We start from the raw sequence: 16,156 nt of genomic DNA on the forward strand, positions 1-16,156 counted from the left end.
TGACGGCGTCCGCGGCATACGTCAGGGTGCTCACCGGGCGCCTCCCTTCGTGACGGTCACGACGTCACCGGCGACCGCCCCCAGGGCGGCGCGGACGGTGGAGCCGTCGGAGTTGGTCGGCAGCCAGACGACGTGGTCGACCATGCCGGCGGTGACCGCGACCGGCGCCGACACGGAGCCGGCGGACGTGGACACGGTCACTGTGTCGCCCTCGGCGAGACCGAAGGACTCGGCGGTCGCTGCGGACACCCGCGCGAACGCCTTGGCGGCGGTGCCTGCGAGGAACGGCTCGCCGTCCTGCAGCGAACCCCGGTCGAGCAGGTGGTGCCAGGTCGCCAGCACGAGCTGGCCGGCCCCTGCGCTCGGCAGGTCACCGACCTGGACCGAGGGAGCAGCGGCGCGATCGCCGGTCGCCGGGCCGAGCGCAGCCATCTCGCGACGGACCTCGGTGAGGGTGCGGGTGCCCAGGAAGGCACCCATCTCGGACGCGAGCATGTCCAGGACGCGGTAGTCGGACTGGGCGGCGCTGTCGAGCGCTGCCTCGAAGGTGCGCGGGCGTCCCTCCCAGTCGACGAACGTCCCGCCCTTCTCCGCATGCGGAGCGACGGGGAGCACGACGTCGGCCACGGCGGTCACCGACGACGGCCGGAAGTCGAGCGAGACGACGAAGGTCTTGGCGAGGGCTTCCTCGGTGTGGGCGCTGGCCAGGTCGGCCGCGTCCACGCCACCGACGACCAGGGCGTTGATCGAGCCGGTCGTGGCGGCCCGGAGGATGCCGGCACCGTCGCGGCCCGGCACGTCCGGCAGGCCGACGACGTCCCACAGGTCGGCAACCTGCTCACGCGCCGCTGCGTCGGCGACCAGACGGCCCCCGGGCAGCATGGTGGGCAGGGCGCCGGCCTCGAGCGCTCCGCGCTCACCGGCACGACGCGGCACCCAGGCGAGGCGGGCGTTGTTCGAGGTGGCCAGTGCGGCAGCCGCTGACAGTGCCCCGGGGACGGTGGCTAGGCGCTCGCCCACGATCACGATGGCGCCCGGCTCCTCGAGGGCCTGGGCCGCGCGCGCCGCTGCCCCGTCACCGGTGACGCCGTCGGCCAGGGCGCGCAGCACCTCGGCCTCGGTGCCCGGTGCCGACGGGATGAGGGTGCCGTTCAGCTTGGTGAGGCCGCGCGTCTCGAAGGGCGCCACGGCATACACGGCCGTCTTGGTGCGGCGCACGGCCTTGCGCAGCCGCAGGAAGACGATCGGGCTCTCCTCCTCGGGCTCGAAGCCCACGAGGACGACGGTCTTGGCGGCTTCGAGGTCGGCGTAGGTGACCGCGCCCCCCTGAGCTCCGTCAACAGAGGGACCGGTCGCGACGACGGAGGACGCGAGGAAGTCGGCCTCCTCAGCCGAGTGCGGGCGGGCGCGGAAGTCGATGTCGTTGGTGGCGAGCACGGCGCGGGCGAACTTGCCATAGGCGTAGGCGTCCTCGACGGACACCCGTCCACCGGTCAGCACGCCGACACCCTTGGAGCGCCGGAGTCCGGCGGCAGCGGCGGCCAGTGCCTCGGGCCACGAGGCGACCTGGAGCTCGCCGTCCTCGTCGCGCACCATCGGGTAGTCGAAGCGGTCACCGGTGCTGGCGTACTGGAAGGCCCAGCGACCCTTGTCGCAGTTCCACTCCTCATTGACGGCCACGTCGTTGATGGCCATCCGCCGCAGCACCGCGCCGCGGCGGTGGTCGGTGCGGATGGAGCAGCCGGAGGCGCAGTGCTCGCAGACGCTCTTGGTCGACATGAGGTCGAACGGGCGGCTGCGGAAGCGGTAGGCCGCACCGGTCAGGGCGCCCACGGGGCAGATCTGGACGGTGTTGCCCGAGAAGTAGGACTCGAACGGCTGCTCCTGGTAGATGCCGACCTGCTGCAGCGCACCGCGCTCGACCAGGGCGATGAACGGGTCACCGGCGATCTGGTCGGAGAAGCGGGTGCAGCGGGCGCACAGGACACAGCGCTCGCGGTCGAGCAGCACCTGCGAGGAGATGTTGATCGGCTTGGGGTAGGTGCGCTTGACGTCCTCGAAGCGGGACTTGGCGCGACCGTTGCTCATGGCCTGGTTCTGCAGGGGGCACTCGCCGCCCTTGTCGCAGACGGGGCAGTCGAGCGGGTGGTTGATGAGCAGCAGCTCCATCACGCCCTGCTGCGCCTTGTCGGCGACCGGGGAGGTCATCTGCGTCTTGACCTCCATGCCCTCGGTCGCCGTGATGGTGCAGGAGGCCTGGGGCTTGGGCATCGGTCGCAGGGTGCCGTCGGGGCCGGGGGTGGCGATGTCGACGAGGCACTGGCGGCAGGCGCCGACCGGCTCGAGGAGGGGGTGGTCGCAGAACCGCGGGATCTGGACGCCGACCTCTTCGGCGGCGCGGATCACCAGCGTGTTCTTGGGGACCGACACCGCGACGCCGTCGATGGTGAGGGTCACCAGGTCGACGGCCGGTGGTGTCGAGGCGTTGCCCCCGGTGCTGACGGCGTTGCCGCCGGCGCTGGGGCTCGTGGTCACGCTCATGCGGACACCGCATCCTTTGCGAACAGGGTGGAGTCTCGTGGGTCGAACGGGCAGCCCCCGTGCGTCAGGTGCGCGAGGTACTCCTCGCGGAAGTACTGGATGCTGCTGGTGATCGGGCTGGTCGCGCCGTCACCGAGCGCGCAGAAGCTGCGGCCGAGGATGTTGTCACAGATGTCGAGCAGCTTCTCGAGGTCCTCCTCGGACCCCTGTCCGTGCTCGAGCCGACCGAGGATCTGCTTGAGCCACCAGGTGCCCTCACGGCACGGGGTGCACTTGCCACAGGACTCGTGCTTGTAGAAGTCGGTCCAGCGGTCGACCGCCCGGACGACACAGGTCGTCTCGTCGAAGATCTGCAGCGCGCGGGTGCCGAGCATCGAGCCCGCCGCCGCCACCGACTCGAAGTCGAGCGGGGTGTCGAGGTGCTCGTCGGTGAACAACGGCGTGGACGAACCACCGGGGGTCCAGAACTTGAGCTTCTTGTTGGGGTCGCGCATGCCACCGGCGAGGTCGAGCAGCTCGCGCAGCGTGATGCCGAGCGGTGCTTCGTACTGGCCGGGACGCTTGACGTGGCCGGAGAGGCTGAAGATGCCGAATCCCTGGGACTTCTCCGTGCCCATGCCGGCGAACCAGTCGGCGCCGTGCAGCAGGATCGGCGGCACCGAGGCGATCGACTCGACGTTGTTGACCACGGTCGGGCGGGCGTAGAGGCCCGCGACGGCCGGGAACGGCGGCTTGAGGCGCGGTTGTCCGCGACGGCCCTCGAGGCTGTCGAGCAGCGCGGTCTCCTCGCCACAGATGTAGGCGCCGGCGCCGGCGTGCACGGTGATGTCGAGGTCGAAGCCCGAGCCGTGGATGTTCTTGCCGAGGTGGCCCGCGGCATACGCCTCCTCCACCGCGCGAAGCAGGCGGCGGTAGACGTGCACGACCTCACCGCGCAGGTAGATGAAGGCGTGGTTGCAGCCGATCGCGAAGGACGTGATGACACAGCCCTCGATGAGGAACTGCGGCGCCGCCATCATCAGCGGGATGTCCTTGCAGGTGCCCGGCTCGGACTCGTCGGCGTTGACCACGAGGTAGCGGGGGCCGCCGTCGGGCGGGGGCAGGAAGCCCCACTTCATGCCGGTCGGGAAGCCCGCGCCGCCACGGCCGCGCAGGCCGGAGTCCTTGGTCATCTGGACGAGGTCGGCCGGCTTCATGCCCAGCGCCTTCTTCAGCGCCTGGTAGCCCTCGTTGCGCTCGTAGGTCTCGAGCGTCCACGACTGGGGGTCGTCCCAGAACTTCGTGAGGATCGGGGTCAGCGTGGTGCTCATGCCTCGTCCTTCCCTTCGGCCTTGGCCCCGTTGCCGTCGAACAAGGTGGCCGGCTTGTCGTCGACGACCTCGTCCGGTGCGTTGGCCGTGGAGTCGGTGGAGGTATGCCGTCCTGCCGCCAGCTCGTCGGAGGTCGCCTCGGGGGCGTGCTCCTCCTGGGGCGCCTCGGCGGCCTTGCTGTCGGAGTTGCCGTTGGGCGCGGTCCAGCCACGCTCGTTGGCGATCCTCAGGCCCTCCAGCGAGGCGGGGCCGGCGCCGACGCCCTCGTCGGCGAGGCCGTCGTGGAAACCGGCCAGGACGCGCGAGACCTGCTTGAAGGAACACACCTTGTCGGGGCCGCGGCTGGGCTTGACGTCCTTGCCGGAGCGCAGGTCGTCGACCAGCTGCTTGGTCGACTCGGGCGTCTGGTTGTCGAAGAACTCCCAGTTGGCCATGACCACCGGGGCGAAGTCGCACGCGGCGTTGCACTCGACCCGCTCGAGGGTGACCTTGCCGTCCGGCGTCGTCTCGTCGTGGCCGACGCCGAGGTGCTCGGAGACCTCGTCCCAGATCTGGTCGCCGCCCATGATCGCGCAGAGGGTGTTGGTGCAGATGCCGACGGTGAACTCGCCGTTGGGGTGCCGTTTGTACTGCGTGTAGAAGGTCGCGACACCCGAGACCTCGGCGGTGCTCAGCTCGAGGACCTCGGCGCAGAAGTCGATACCGCGCCCGGTGACGTAGCCGTCGACCGACTGGACGAGGTGCAGCAGCGGCAGCAGCGCGGAACGCTTCTGCGGGTACTTCGCCACCACCAGCGCGGCGTCCTCGTGGAGGCCGGCCAGCACGTCCGCGGCATACGGCTCCTTGGACTCTGGAGCGACGGTCAGGTGCCCTGCCGCCGTCTGGATCCCGTAGTGCTCCATCAGCGGTCCACGCCTCCCATGACGGGGTCGATCGAGGCGACGGCGACGATGACGTCGGCGATCTGGCTGCCTTCGCACATCACGGCCGTGGCCTGCAGGTTGTTGAACGACGGGTCGCGGAAGTGCGCGCGGTAGGGGCGCGTGCCGCCGTCGGACACCACGTGGCAGCCGAGCTCGCCCTTGGGGCTCTCCACCGCGGCATAGGCCTGGCCCGGGGGGACACGGAAGCCCTCGGTGACCAGCTTGAAGTGGTGGATGAGGGACTCCATCGAGGTGCCCATGATCTCGCGGATGTGGTCGAGGCTGTTGCCCATGCCGTCGCCGCCGATGGCCAGCTGTGCCGGCCAGGCGATCTTCTTGTCCTCGACCATGACCGGGCCGGAGCCGGCCTGCAGCCGGTCGATGCACTGCTCGGCGATCTTGAGCGACTCGTACATCTCGTCGATGCGGATCCGCAGCCGGGCGTAGGCGTCGGACTCGGTGCGGGTGATGACCTCGAAGTCGTAGGTCTCGTAGCCGCAGTAGGGGTCCAGCTTGCGCAGGTCGTGGGGCAGACCCGTCGAGCGCAGCATGGGACCGGTGATGCCCAGCGCCATGCAGCCGGAGAGGTCGAGGTAGCCGACGTCGACGGTGCGGCCCTTGAGGATGGGGTTCTCGTTCAGGAGGAGCTCGAGCTCGCCAAGCCCCCTGCGCACCAACGGAATCGTGTCGCGCACCTTGTCGATCGCGCCGGGCGGCAGGTCCTGGGCGACGCCCCCGGGGCGGATGAACGCGTTGTTCATGCGCAGGCCGGTGACCATCTCGAAGATGGACAGGATCCGCTCGCGCTCGCGGAAGCCGACCGTCATGACGGTGGTGGCACCCATCTCCATGCCACCGGTCGCCAGGGCGACGAGGTGGGAGGTGATCCGGTTGAGCTCCATCATGAGGACGCGGATGACGCTGGCGCGCTCGGGGATCTGGTCGGTGATGCCGAGCAGCTTCTCGACCCCGAGGCAGAACACGGCCTCGTTGAAGAACGGGGTGAGGTAGTCCATCCGGGTGCAGAAGGTCACGCCCTGGGTCCAGGTGCGGAACTCCATGTTCTTCTCGATGCCGGTGTGCAGGTAGCCGATCCCTGCGCGGGTCTCGGTCACCGTCTCGCCGTCGAGCTCGAGGATGAGCCGGAGCACGCCGTGCGTCGACGGGTGCTGCGGACCCATGTTGACGACGATCCGCTCCTCGTGGAGGGCCGCGGCTTCGTCGACGAGCTGGTCCCAGTCCCCGCCCGTGGCATTGAAGACGTGGGCGCCCGCTGCGGCCGCCGTGTCGGCGCCGGAGGTGGCGTAGATGTCCTTGTCCCTGAGTGAGTTGGTCGTCATCAGCTGTAAGACCTCCGCTGGTCCGGCGGCGGGATGGTCGCGCCCTTGTACTCGACGGGGATGCCGCCGAGGGGGTAGTCCTTCCGCTGTGGGTGGCCCGGCCAGTCGTCGGGCATGAGGATGCGGGTGAGCGACGGGTGACCGTCGAACTCGATGCCGAACATGTCCCAGGTCTCGCGCTCGTGCCAGTCGTTCGCCGGGTAGATCTCGACGATCGACGGGATGTGCGGGTCGTCGTCGGGGGCGGTGACCTCGACGCGGACCCGGCGACCGCCGTGGGTGATGGACAGGAAGTGGTAGACGGCGTGCAGCTCGCGGCCGGACTCGTGCGGGTAGTGCACGCCGGAGACGCCCGTGCACATCTCGAAGCGCAGCGACGGGTCGTCGCGCAGGGCACGCGCGACGGCCGGCAGGTGCTCACGTCGGACGAAGAGGGTCATCTCGCCGCGGTCGACCACGACCCGCTCGACGGCCTCGGCATAGGAGGCGGTGCCACCGAGCAGGCCACGCTCGAGCTGGTCCGCGATCGTGTCGAAGTAGCTGCCGTAGGGACGAACCGCCGCACCGGGGAACAGGATCGGGCTGACCATGCCTCCGTAGCCGGAGGTGTCACCGGAGTCGGCCGCGCCGAACATGCCGCGACGCTCGCCGATGGTGACGGGGTCGGGAGTCGTGCCGGGGGCCGCAGGCAGGCGCTCGTCGTCCGCGCGGTCGACGACCTCACCGGGCTGGGCGCCGATCGTGGCCGCAGCTGCTTCGGGCGCCGGCTGGTCGGGTGCGTCCTTCGTGTCGCCGGTGTCCTTGTCGCTCATGCGACACCGCCCTGCGCCACGTCGGTGCCGTGCAGGTGGCCGTGCGCGTGGGTGTGACCGCTGCCGGCGCCCTGGGCGAGCAGGCCGGTCATCTGGTGGGTTGGCGTCGCGGACAGGGCCGCCGCCTCGGCGGCACGGGCGGCCGCGACGCGGTTGACGCCCAGCTTGGAGTTCTGGATCTGCTCGTGCAGCGTGATGATCGCGTTGAGCAGCATCTCGGGGCGGGGCGGACAGCCGGGCAGGTAGACGTCGACCGGGATGATGTGGTCGACGCCCTGGACGATCGCGTAGTTGTTGAACATGCCACCGGAGCTGGCGCAGACACCCATCGAGATGACCCACTTGGGCTCGGGCATCTGGTCGTAGACCTGGCGGACGACCGGGGCCATCTTCTGGCTCACGCGACCGGCGACGATCATCAGGTCGGCCTGGCGCGGGGTGGCGGAGAACCGCTCCATCCCGAACCGGGCGATGTCGTAGTCGGGCGTGCCGACAGCCATCATCTCGATGGCGCAGCAGGCCAGGCCGAACGTGGCCGGCCAGACCGAGCTCTTGCGCATGTAGCCGGCGACCTGCTCGACCGTGGTCAGCAGGAAGCCCGCGGGCAGCTTCTCTTCGATTCCCATTACTTGGTCCTAGTCCCTCGTCAGTCCCACTCGAGGCCGCCGCGGCGCCACACGTACGCGTAGGCCACGAACACGGTCAGGATGAACAGCACCATCTCCACGAGCGCGAACAGGCCGAGCTGGTTGAAGGCCACCGCGAACGGGTAGAGGAACACCGACTCGATGTCGAAGATGATGAAGAGCATTGCGGTCAGGTAGTACTTGATCGGCACGCGACCACCGCCGGTGGCCTGGGGGGTCGGCTCGATGCCGCACTCGTAGGCGTCCAGCTTGGCGCGGTTGTAGCGCTTGGGGCCCGAGACCGCCGCGGCGCCGACCGAGAAGACGGCGAACCCGCCACCGATGGCCAACAGGAAAAGCAACGGGACGTAGGGGTTGCTCATCGCCGTGCCACTCCCTTTCTGTGATCGCTACTGCCGTGCGTGCGTCTGCCGTCGTCCCTGCCGACTGTGGCACCGGTCACATCCTTGCGGTGCGGCCCAATCCTAGGGGCGCTGCCAGAGATTGCACGCCGGGTCATGCGTCCGGGGCCATCTTGGACATGGCGGTGATGAGGCGGTCGCTCGCGTCGCCGCCGTGCGGCTCCGCGAGGTTGGCCATCACCTTCAGGAGGAACTTCATCAAGGTGGTGCGGGGCAGCCCGTACTTGGTGGCCAGACGCATGATCTCGGGGTTGCCGATCATCTTCGCGAAGTACCGGCCGAGGGTGTAGTAGCCGCCCAGCGCATCGGCCATGACCTTGGGGTAGGACTGCAGGACGCGCTCTCGCTGGGCGTCGGTGCCGCGCGCGAACGCCTGCGCGATCACCTCGGCCGCCAGTCGCCCCGACTCCATGGCGTAGGCGATGCCCTCACCGTTGAACGGGTTGACCATGCCGCCCGCGTCACCGACCAGCAGCAGTCCGTTGTCGTAGTGCGGCTGGCGGTTGAAGCCCATCGGCAGCGCCGCGCCGCGGATCGGGCCGACCATCGTCGCGTCGTTGTAGGTCCAGTCCTCGGGCATGGTCGCGACCCAGCGACGCATGACGTCCTTGTAGTCGGTCTTGCCGAAGGCGCTGGAGGTGTTGAGGATCCCGAGGCCGACGTTCGAGGTGCCGTCGCCGACGCCGAAGATCCAGCCGTAACCGGGCAGCAGGACCTTCTTGCCGTTGTCGTCCGTGGACCACAGCTCCAGCCAGGACTCGAGGTAGTCGTCGTCGTGGCGGGGGCTCGTGTAGTAGGTGCGGACGGCCACACCCATGGGGCGGTCCTCGCGCTTCTCGCGGCCCATCGCCAGGGACAACCTCGAGGAGTTGCCGTCCGCGGCGACGACCAGCGGCGCGGCATACCGGAGCTCGGGGCCGGTGGCGCGGCCCTTCTCGTCCATGGCGCGGGCGGTGACGCCGACGATGGCGCCCTTGCCGTCCAGGATGGGGCCGGTGACGTTGGTGGCCTCGCGCAGTCGCGCACCGTGCTTGACCGCGTGCTTGGCGAGGATGTCGTCGAAGTCCTGCCGGGTGCGGACCAGGCCGTAGGGCGGGAAGCTCGCGAGGTCGGGCCAGGGCAGGGACAGGCGCATGCCGCCGCCGATGATCCGCAGGCCGTGGTTCTTGATCCAGCCGTCGTCCTCGGGCGTGGGGATGCCGAGGGTGATGAGCTCCTTGACGGCGCGCGGGGTGAGCCCGTCGCCACACACCTTCTCGCGCGGGAAGCTCGTCTTCTCGATGACGAGGACGTCCAGCCCCGCCATGGCGAGGTATGCCGCGGTGGCCGATCCCGCGGGACCGGCGCCGACGACGATGACGTCGGCGGTCTCCGTCGGAGCCCCGGCCACCGAGATGCCTCCCGCGGCCTCGCTGATGGTGTCTGTCACGCCTGCCTCACCCGCTTGTGAACGTCTTCACGAACTTCAAATGCGGAGTCTATTCCCGACCCGCCGTGCGGTCACCAGTTAGGCGACCCTTACCGAGGGATCAGGGGCGACCCTTACCCATCCTGTCCGGCCGGACCGGGCTGGGCTGGCTTGGTTGCCCGGTGGAGGGCCACGATGCCGCCGGTCAGGTTGCGCCAGCTCACCTCGCTCCAGCCCACCGACGAGATCCGCTCGCCCAGCTCGCGCTGGGCGGGCCAGGCCTGGATCGACTCGGCGAGGTAGACGTAGGACTCGGGGTTGCTGCTGACCTTGCGGGCGATCGGGGGCAGCGACCGCATGAGGTACTCGCTGTAGACCTTGCGGAACGCGCCGTTGACCGGCTGGCTGAACTCGCAGACCACGAGCCGGCCACCGGGCCTGGTCACCCGCAGGAACTCCCCCAGCGCCCCTTCGACACCAGCGACGTTGCGCAGGCCGAACGACATCGTCACCGCGTCAAAGCTGTTGTCCGCGAAGGGAAGCCGCATCGCGTCCGCCGCCGTGAAACCCAGGTCGGGGCGCCGCCGGTTGCCCACCCGCAACATGCCGAGGGAGAAGTCGGCCGGCACGACGTTGACGCCGTGGTCGGCGAACGGCTCGCTGCTCGTGCCCGTGCCCGCAGCGATGTCGAGCACGGTCTCACCGGGTTGGGCGGCGACCGCCTTGAGCACCGCTCGACGCCACAACCGGTCCTGACCGAGGGAGAGGACGTCGTTGGTGAGGTCGTACCTGCCGGCCACGTCGTCGAACATCGCGGCGACGTCGCGGGGATCCTTGTCGAGGCTGGCGCGGGTCATGTCGACATCCTCGCACCCGCCGAGAGGACCTCCTGTCGCGGACCTCGCCCACGCCCGCCGTAGGCTTTCCCCGACATGACCAGCCTTCCCACGCCCCAGCCTGCGAGTCGACCCCACGGCTCGCCCGTGGTCGCCCGCACCGTGGCACTGCACGACCCCGGCATGCTGCTCACGCTCCTGCCGGACCGCACGGACCCGGCCGAGCTGTTCAGCTGGGTGCGTCGCGGCGAGGGCCTGGTCGGGTGGGGTCGCGCCCTGGAGTTCACGGCCGTCGGCCCGGACCGGTTCGAGCGGGCCGAGGCGTGGTGGCGCGACGTCGTCGATGGCGCGGTCGTGCGCAACGACGTCGCCCTGCCCGGCACGGGGCCGGTCGCCTTCGGGTCCATCTCGTATGCCGCGGACTCACCGTCCGGCGCCACCCTCGTCGTCCCCGAGGTGGTCGTGGGTGCGCGGGACGGGCGGTGGTGGGTGACCACGATCGGGACCGGCGACGAGCTGCCCACACCCGTCATACCCCAGCAGTCACAGCCGCGCGAGCCGTCTGGCGTGGCGTTCGCGGACGGTGCGCTGCCTCCGGCCCAGTGGGCCGGCGCAGTGGAGCGGGCGGTCGAACGCATCACCGGCGGCAGCCTCGACAAGGTGGTCCTGGCCCGCGACCTCCAGGTCAGCGCCGAGGCGCCGATCGACGCCCGCTGGCTGCTGACCCGGCTGGCCCAGCGCTACGACACGACCTGGGTCTTCGCGGTCGACGGGCTCGTCGGCGCGACGCCCGAGATGCTGGTCCGCCTCGAGAAGGGCCTGGTCACGTCCCGGGTCCTCGCCGGGACGATCCGCCGCACCGGTGACGACGAGCACGACCTCGCGCTGGCGGCCTCACTGGCCCGCTCGAGCAAGGACCTCGAGGAGCACGAGTACGCCGTCCGGTCGGTCGCCGACGCCCTGCGCCCGCACTGCTCGTCGATCAACGTGCCCGAGGCGCCCTTCGTCCTGCACCTGTCGAACGTCATGCACCTGGCAACCGACGTCGCCGGCGTGCTCGCGGACCACGCGACGTCGCTGACCCTCGCCGCGTCGCTGCACCCGAGCGCGGCGGTCTGCGGCACCCCCTCGGCCGCGGCCGACGACCTCATCACCGAGCTCGAGGAGATGGACCGGGGCCGCTATGCCGGTCCGGTCGGCTGGATGGACGCGACCGGCGACGGCGAGTGGGGCATCGCGCTGCGGTGCGGTGCCTTCGATCGCGAGGACRCCTCGGCCATGCGGCTGTTCGCCGGCTGCGGGATCGTCGCGGGTTCGGACCCCGACTCCGAGGTCGCCGAGTCCGACGCCAAGCTCGTCCCGATGCGCGACGCCCTGACCGCCGGCTGAGCCATGTCCGACCACCTCGGGCCCCGACCCGCGAACGCCGTCGTCTTCGACCTGGGCGACGTCCTGATCGCCTGGGACCCGGTGCGGGCCGTCGAGGTCGCAGTGGGTCGCGAGAGGGCTCTGGCCTTCGTGGCCGACCCCGACTTCGACTTCGCCGCCTGGAACCGCGCCAACGACGCCGGGCGCGGGCTCGACGAGGCCGAGCGGGTCGCGGTGGCGTCACACCCGCACTACGCCGAGGAGATCGTCGCCTACCGCGAGCACTTCGGCGCCTCGCTCGTCGGCGAGATCGCGGGCAGCGTGGAGATCCTGCGTGAGCTGCACGAGGCCGAGGTGCCGCTGTTTGCGCTGACGAACTGGTCGGCCGACCTCTTCCCGGTGGCCCTGGACCGGTTCGACTTCCTCGACCTGTTCGAGGACATCGTCGTGTCGGGCGAGGAGGGCGTGGCCAAGCCCGACCCCGAGATCTTCGAGGTCCTGGAGGAACGCGTCAGCCACCGCGCCGGCCTCGACGACTGCATCTTCATCGACGACAGCCCGGCCAACGTCGTGGCCGCGGCCGAGACGGGCATGGATGCGGTCGGCTTCACCGGTCCCGACGACCTCCGCGAAGACCTGATCGCCCGCGGTATGCCGCTGCGCCGCCACCCCTGACCGCCGCCACCACTCGCGCCTGCTCACCCGGGCTGTCCGCGCCTGCGGAGGGTCGATCCGTGCCACCGGGAGCGCAGATCGACCCGGCCCGAGCCGATGGACGTCCATCCGTGCCACTTCCGCCACGGTTCGCGGCATGCCGCCGCGGCGCAACCCCCGACCGTGGCTCGCCTGGCCTACGTCGCGCGAGGACGGGTTGAGGTCGTCAGGTCCGGAGGGCGGCGGCGGCGCGCTCGCGCAGCCGGGCGTGCAGGACGCGGTGGCCCCCGCGGTCGACCGTCACCTGGAGGACGCTGAGTCCGGACGGGCGCTCCGCGAGGGCCGCGACGAGCTCGTCACGGGCCGAGACGTGCTGGTGCCTGACGTGGTGCGCGGCGCACAGTGCGGCCAGGTCGGCGCCCGTCGGGGTGCCGAAGAGTCGCTCGAACTCGGCGACCCGCGCGGGCTCGCCCGGCTCGAGGAGGGTGAAGATGCCTCCCCCGTCGTCGTTGGTGACGACCACGGTGAGGTCCGGACGACGCTCCAGTGGTCCGACGAGCAACCCGTTGGCGTCGTGCAGGAAGGTCAGGTCACCCATCAGGGCATAGGTCGGTGAGCCGTCCGCCAGGGCCAGGCCGCTGGCGGTGGACACACAGCCGTCGATGCCCGCGAGCCCGCGGCTCGCCACCACGCGCAGCGCGTCGGCCCGCGGGCCAGCGAGGTCGACGTCGCGGCCCGTGTTCGACGAGCCGAGGAAGAGCGTGGCGCCCGCCGGCAGGGCTGCCAACACGGCGTCGGCCACGGCGGCGCCACTGGGCCACGGCAGTTGCTCCTCGGCCATGGAACTGGCGACCCGCTCGCCAGCAGCGCGCCAGGCGGCGGCCCAGCCGTCGTCGGACGCGCTGGAGGCGCCCTCGCCTCCCGCCCCGGCCTCACTGTCCGCGCCGCCAGAGCCGCGCTGGCCGTTCGAGCTGTCCGAGTCGTCGACGGGAGCGTCGAGCACCGAGACCGGGTGGACGTCCTGGACATCGGGACGCGACACGATCCAGGCGTGCGCACCCACGGCCTCCACCCGCACTCCGGGCCGGCGCAGGAGCGCAGCGACCGGTCGCGACAGGGTCAGCCGTCCGACCGCGATCACGCGTTCCGGGGCGTGCTGGTCCAGCCATCGCGGGTCGGACAGGACCAGCGGGCCGTGCGGCACGACGTCGCCCCGCGGGTGGGTGCCGAAGGGTTCGGCGAGCACCGGCCAGCCCCTGGCCGTTGCCCAACGGACGGCTCGGTCGAACTGGTCAGGCTCCGGGAGGTCGCCCACCACGACCACGGTCCGCGTCGGCTGACGCGACACGTCGGTGGTCGGGACCGACCCCGTCGCCGTCGTGGAGTCGGCGGCGTGCTCGGCCCGCCGCTCGTCCAGCGACTCGGGCCAGGGTCCGTCGTCGTCGGTCGGAACGAGCGGTTCGCGCAGCTGGACGTTGACGTGGACCGGCCCCGGCTCCCCGACGTCCACGGCACCGGTGACACCAGTGGCATGGCGGACGGCGTCGGCGGCGATCCGGCGCCAGCGCGCGACCTCGCCCGTGGCGCGCTGCGGGGCATCGGCGTCGACGGACCAGCGGACGGCCCCGGCGAAGATGCCCGGCTGCACGGTGGTCTGGTTGGCACCCGTGCCGCGCAGCTCGACCGGTCGGTCGGCCGAGAGCACGACCAGCGGGACGACCCCGTGGTGCGCCTCGAGCACGGCAGGGTGGAGGTTGGCGACGGCCGTGCCCGAGGTCGTCACGACGACCGCCGGCACCCGGGTCACCTTGGCCAGACCCAGCGCCAGGAAACCGGCGGACCGCTCGTCGACACGCACGTGCAGCTCGATCCGGCCAGCGCGTTCGGCCTCACGCAGGGCATAGGCCAAGGGCGCCGAGCGCGAGCCCGGGCAGAGCACGGCGTGGCGGACCCCTCGTCGGACCAACTCGTCCACCAGGACCGTCGCGAGGGCGGTGGACGGGTTCACGGGTCGGATTGTGCCACCCGCCCACCGGGCGGACCGCGCCTCATGGCGCGACCCGCTCGACGGTGTAGTCACGGACGACCGGATCGCCATGGGTGTCAGCGGCGAAGAAGGCTGCGCTGCCGACCCGCCAGCTGGCCACCGACGGATCGGCGGACTCGTCGACGAGGGCTGCGGTGTCGGCGTACAACCGCGCGTCGTGGGCCCTGCTGGCCCGGTCGACGCCCGCACCGTCCAGGTCGCGTGACACGGTGACCCAGGCCCCGCGATCGGGGTTGGGCACGCCGTCCAGGCGCGGCACGGCGTCCTGCGTGTGTTCGAGCGAGAGGACGGCGATGTCGGCCGGCACGGGCATCCGTCCCACGGGTGAGCCCATCGTGACCACGTGGGTCACCGGGTGCGCTTGGGTGAACCGCGGCGACGAGGCGAGCCCGGCCGCGGCGATCCCGCCCAGGCTGTGGCCCACGAGCATGACCGGCTCTGCGCTTCGGTCACGCCCGGCAGCAGCCGCCGAAGCCGTCGACGCCGCGGTCACCGACGCCGCCTGCGCCTGCGCCAGAGCCTGGTGGACACCGTCGGCGAGCACCGTCGCGTCCTGGGCCATCGAACGAACGTCGGTCGTGACGTCGAACGGGTTGGTCCCGGCCCTGGGGTCCCACACCTGGGTGCCGCTGATCTCGACGATCCAGGCAGAGCCCTGGGCCTGGGGTATCTCGATGACCCGGACGCGCCCGGCGTGGTCCTCGCCGTCCCCCACGTTGGACTGGTCCGTCGCGAGGTCCCGGAGCGTGCGAGGGACGTGGGATCCGGGGCGCGGACGTGGTGCTGCGGTCACCCGCGCGCGACCACGGTCGGACAGCAACCCCCACAGGGCGGCGGAGTCGGCGAGCTGGCGGACAGCCACCTCATAGTCCTGATCGGCACCGTCGTCCAGCTCGGCACAATCGTCCTGATCGGAACCGTCCTCATCGGAACATTCCAGCTCGGAACAGTCCTGCTCGGAGGTGAGCTTGTCGGTCCGCGGGCGCGCGGGCACGAAGGGGGAGGTCAGCGGGTTGGCCCGCAGTCCCGCCACGAGCCCCTCCGCTCCCCCGGCCAGGTCGGCGATGGCCGGCTCGTCGAACACGACCCGGTCCAGCACACCTGCCACGTCGACGCCGAGCGCGTCGAGGGCCAGCACGCCGACGAGTACCTCAGGGGCCAGCTCGCCCACGACCACCATCACGGTGTCCTGGGCCAGCTCCACGGCCCTGGCCGCCGCCGCCTCCGCCCGACGGTAGGACGCGGAGGCGGCGGTCACCGCCGAGGAGAGCGAGACCATCGACGCGATGTCACCCACGAGGCCGCGCGGCCCGACGACCTCGGCGAGGGCAGCGTCGGCACGCGCCCCGGTCACGGAGCTGAGCAGGGAACCGGCGACCAGGTCCGGATCTGCCGCGACCGCGGCCACTCGACAGGCCACGACCGCCACGTCCCTCGCCATCTCCGCGATCTCGTGGGCAGCGGCGTCCAGCGAGTCCAACCCCACGGCGGTGCCCGCGGAACCGCCGCGGACGTGGATGAGGTCGCGGCTCATCCGCGGCCCGCAGCCCGCGTGACGGCCTCACCCGCAGCACGGGCGAAGTCGGCGCCGAGGGCCGCGACGCGGAGCACCTCGGCCCGGGCGGCCTCGACGCCGTCGGCGTGGGCCTGCACCCGTCCGGCTGCCTCGTCGAGCTGCTGCGCCGAACGCCGCAGAGCATGAGCACGCTCGCCCACGCGCTCGCGGAACAGCGTCGCCGCCCTCGACCGCCACGTCACTTCGCGGGTCCGCCCCACCCTCACTGCGAGCTGACGAAGCCGGTCGGCGTCGGCGCGCAGCCGCGTCGCCAGTGCCCTGATCTCGTGCGGGTCCCCCATCATGCGACCAAC

General features: G+C 71.2%; 14 protein-coding genes. 2 read left to right on the forward strand and 12 right to left on the reverse strand.

Annotation, left to right across the window (positions count from 1 at the left end; genetic code table 11):
- Positions 1–30: 30 nt before the first annotated feature.
- From AC1DVZ_RS12900 to AC1DVZ_RS12940, 9 genes are all read right to left on the reverse strand, one after another.
- Complete coding sequence (locus tag AC1DVZ_RS12900) at positions 31–2,541, reverse strand: NADH-quinone oxidoreductase subunit G (RefSeq protein ID WP_477618595.1); 2,511 nt, start codon at positions 2,539–2,541, stop codon at positions 31–33.
- Complete coding sequence (gene nuoF / locus AC1DVZ_RS12905; protein WP_477618596.1) at positions 2,538–3,851, reverse strand: NADH-quinone oxidoreductase subunit NuoF; 1,314 nt, start codon at positions 3,849–3,851, stop codon at positions 2,538–2,540. Before nuoF ends, AC1DVZ_RS12900 begins: the two co-directional genes overlap by 4 nt.
- Complete coding sequence (gene nuoE, locus AC1DVZ_RS12910) at positions 3,848–4,753, reverse strand: NADH-quinone oxidoreductase subunit NuoE (RefSeq protein WP_477618597.1); 906 nt, start codon at positions 4,751–4,753, stop codon at positions 3,848–3,850. The genes nuoF and nuoE overlap by 4 nt, the downstream gene beginning before the upstream one ends.
- Entirely contained in the window at positions 4,753–6,114 is a 1,362-nt protein-coding gene (locus AC1DVZ_RS12915; RefSeq protein ID WP_477618598.1) for an NADH-quinone oxidoreductase subunit D, read from the reverse strand. The genes nuoE and AC1DVZ_RS12915 overlap by 1 nt, the downstream gene beginning before the upstream one ends.
- A complete protein-coding gene (locus tag AC1DVZ_RS12920; protein WP_477618599.1) occupies positions 6,114–6,926 on the reverse strand; it encodes an NADH-quinone oxidoreductase subunit C in 813 nt (270 codons plus the stop codon). Before AC1DVZ_RS12920 ends, AC1DVZ_RS12915 begins: the two co-directional genes overlap by 1 nt.
- The gene (locus tag AC1DVZ_RS12925; RefSeq protein ID WP_477618600.1) at positions 6,923–7,552 is read right to left on the reverse strand and encodes a NuoB/complex I 20 kDa subunit family protein; all 630 of its coding nucleotides are present in this window, start codon (positions 7,550–7,552) and stop codon (positions 6,923–6,925) included. Before AC1DVZ_RS12925 ends, AC1DVZ_RS12920 begins: the two co-directional genes overlap by 4 nt.
- 20 nt (positions 7,553–7,572) lie before the next feature.
- Positions 7,573–7,935: an NADH-quinone oxidoreductase subunit A gene (locus tag AC1DVZ_RS12930; protein WP_477618601.1), complete on the reverse strand. Its 363-nt coding sequence runs from the start codon at positions 7,933–7,935 to the stop codon at positions 7,573–7,575.
- 133 nt (positions 7,936–8,068) lie between these two features.
- A complete protein-coding gene (locus AC1DVZ_RS12935) occupies positions 8,069–9,403 on the reverse strand; it encodes a geranylgeranyl reductase family protein (protein ID WP_477618602.1) in 1,335 nt (444 codons plus the stop codon).
- A gap of 113 nt (positions 9,404–9,516) precedes the next feature.
- Positions 9,517–10,239, reverse strand: a complete 723-nt coding sequence (locus AC1DVZ_RS12940) for a demethylmenaquinone methyltransferase (RefSeq protein WP_477618603.1) — start codon at positions 10,237–10,239, stop codon at positions 9,517–9,519.
- Between the two features lie 75 nt (positions 10,240–10,314).
- Here AC1DVZ_RS12940 and AC1DVZ_RS12945 point away from each other — a divergent pair, with 75 nt between their 5' ends.
- Positions 10,315–11,607: an isochorismate synthase gene (locus AC1DVZ_RS12945; RefSeq protein ID WP_477618604.1), complete on the forward strand. Its 1,293-nt coding sequence runs from the start codon at positions 10,315–10,317 to the stop codon at positions 11,605–11,607.
- 3 nt (positions 11,608–11,610) lie between these two features.
- Positions 11,611–12,261, forward strand: coding sequence for an HAD family hydrolase (locus AC1DVZ_RS12950; RefSeq protein ID WP_477618605.1), 651 nt, complete (start codon positions 11,611–11,613; stop codon positions 12,259–12,261).
- 205 nt (positions 12,262–12,466) lie between these two features.
- On the opposite strand, the gene menD is transcribed toward AC1DVZ_RS12950, so the two are convergent.
- From menD to AC1DVZ_RS12965, 3 genes are read right to left on the reverse strand one after another with little or no spacing between them, the layout of a single operon-like run.
- A complete protein-coding gene (gene menD, locus AC1DVZ_RS12955; protein WP_477618606.1) occupies positions 12,467–14,248 on the reverse strand; it encodes a 2-succinyl-5-enolpyruvyl-6-hydroxy-3-cyclohexene-1-carboxylic-acid synthase in 1,782 nt (593 codons plus the stop codon).
- 40 nt (positions 14,249–14,288) lie between these two features.
- Positions 14,289–15,821 (reverse strand): PGAP1-like alpha/beta domain-containing protein, encoded by a 1,533-nt coding sequence (locus AC1DVZ_RS12960; protein WP_477618607.1) that lies wholly within the window; start codon positions 15,819–15,821, stop codon positions 14,289–14,291.
- Positions 15,818–16,147, reverse strand: a complete 330-nt coding sequence (locus AC1DVZ_RS12965) for a hypothetical protein (RefSeq protein WP_477618608.1) — start codon at positions 16,145–16,147, stop codon at positions 15,818–15,820. The genes AC1DVZ_RS12960 and AC1DVZ_RS12965 overlap by 4 nt, the downstream gene beginning before the upstream one ends.
- Between the last annotated feature and the right edge of the window lie 9 nt (positions 16,148–16,156).

The organism is Pedococcus sp. P2_E5, from assembly GCF_056403895.1.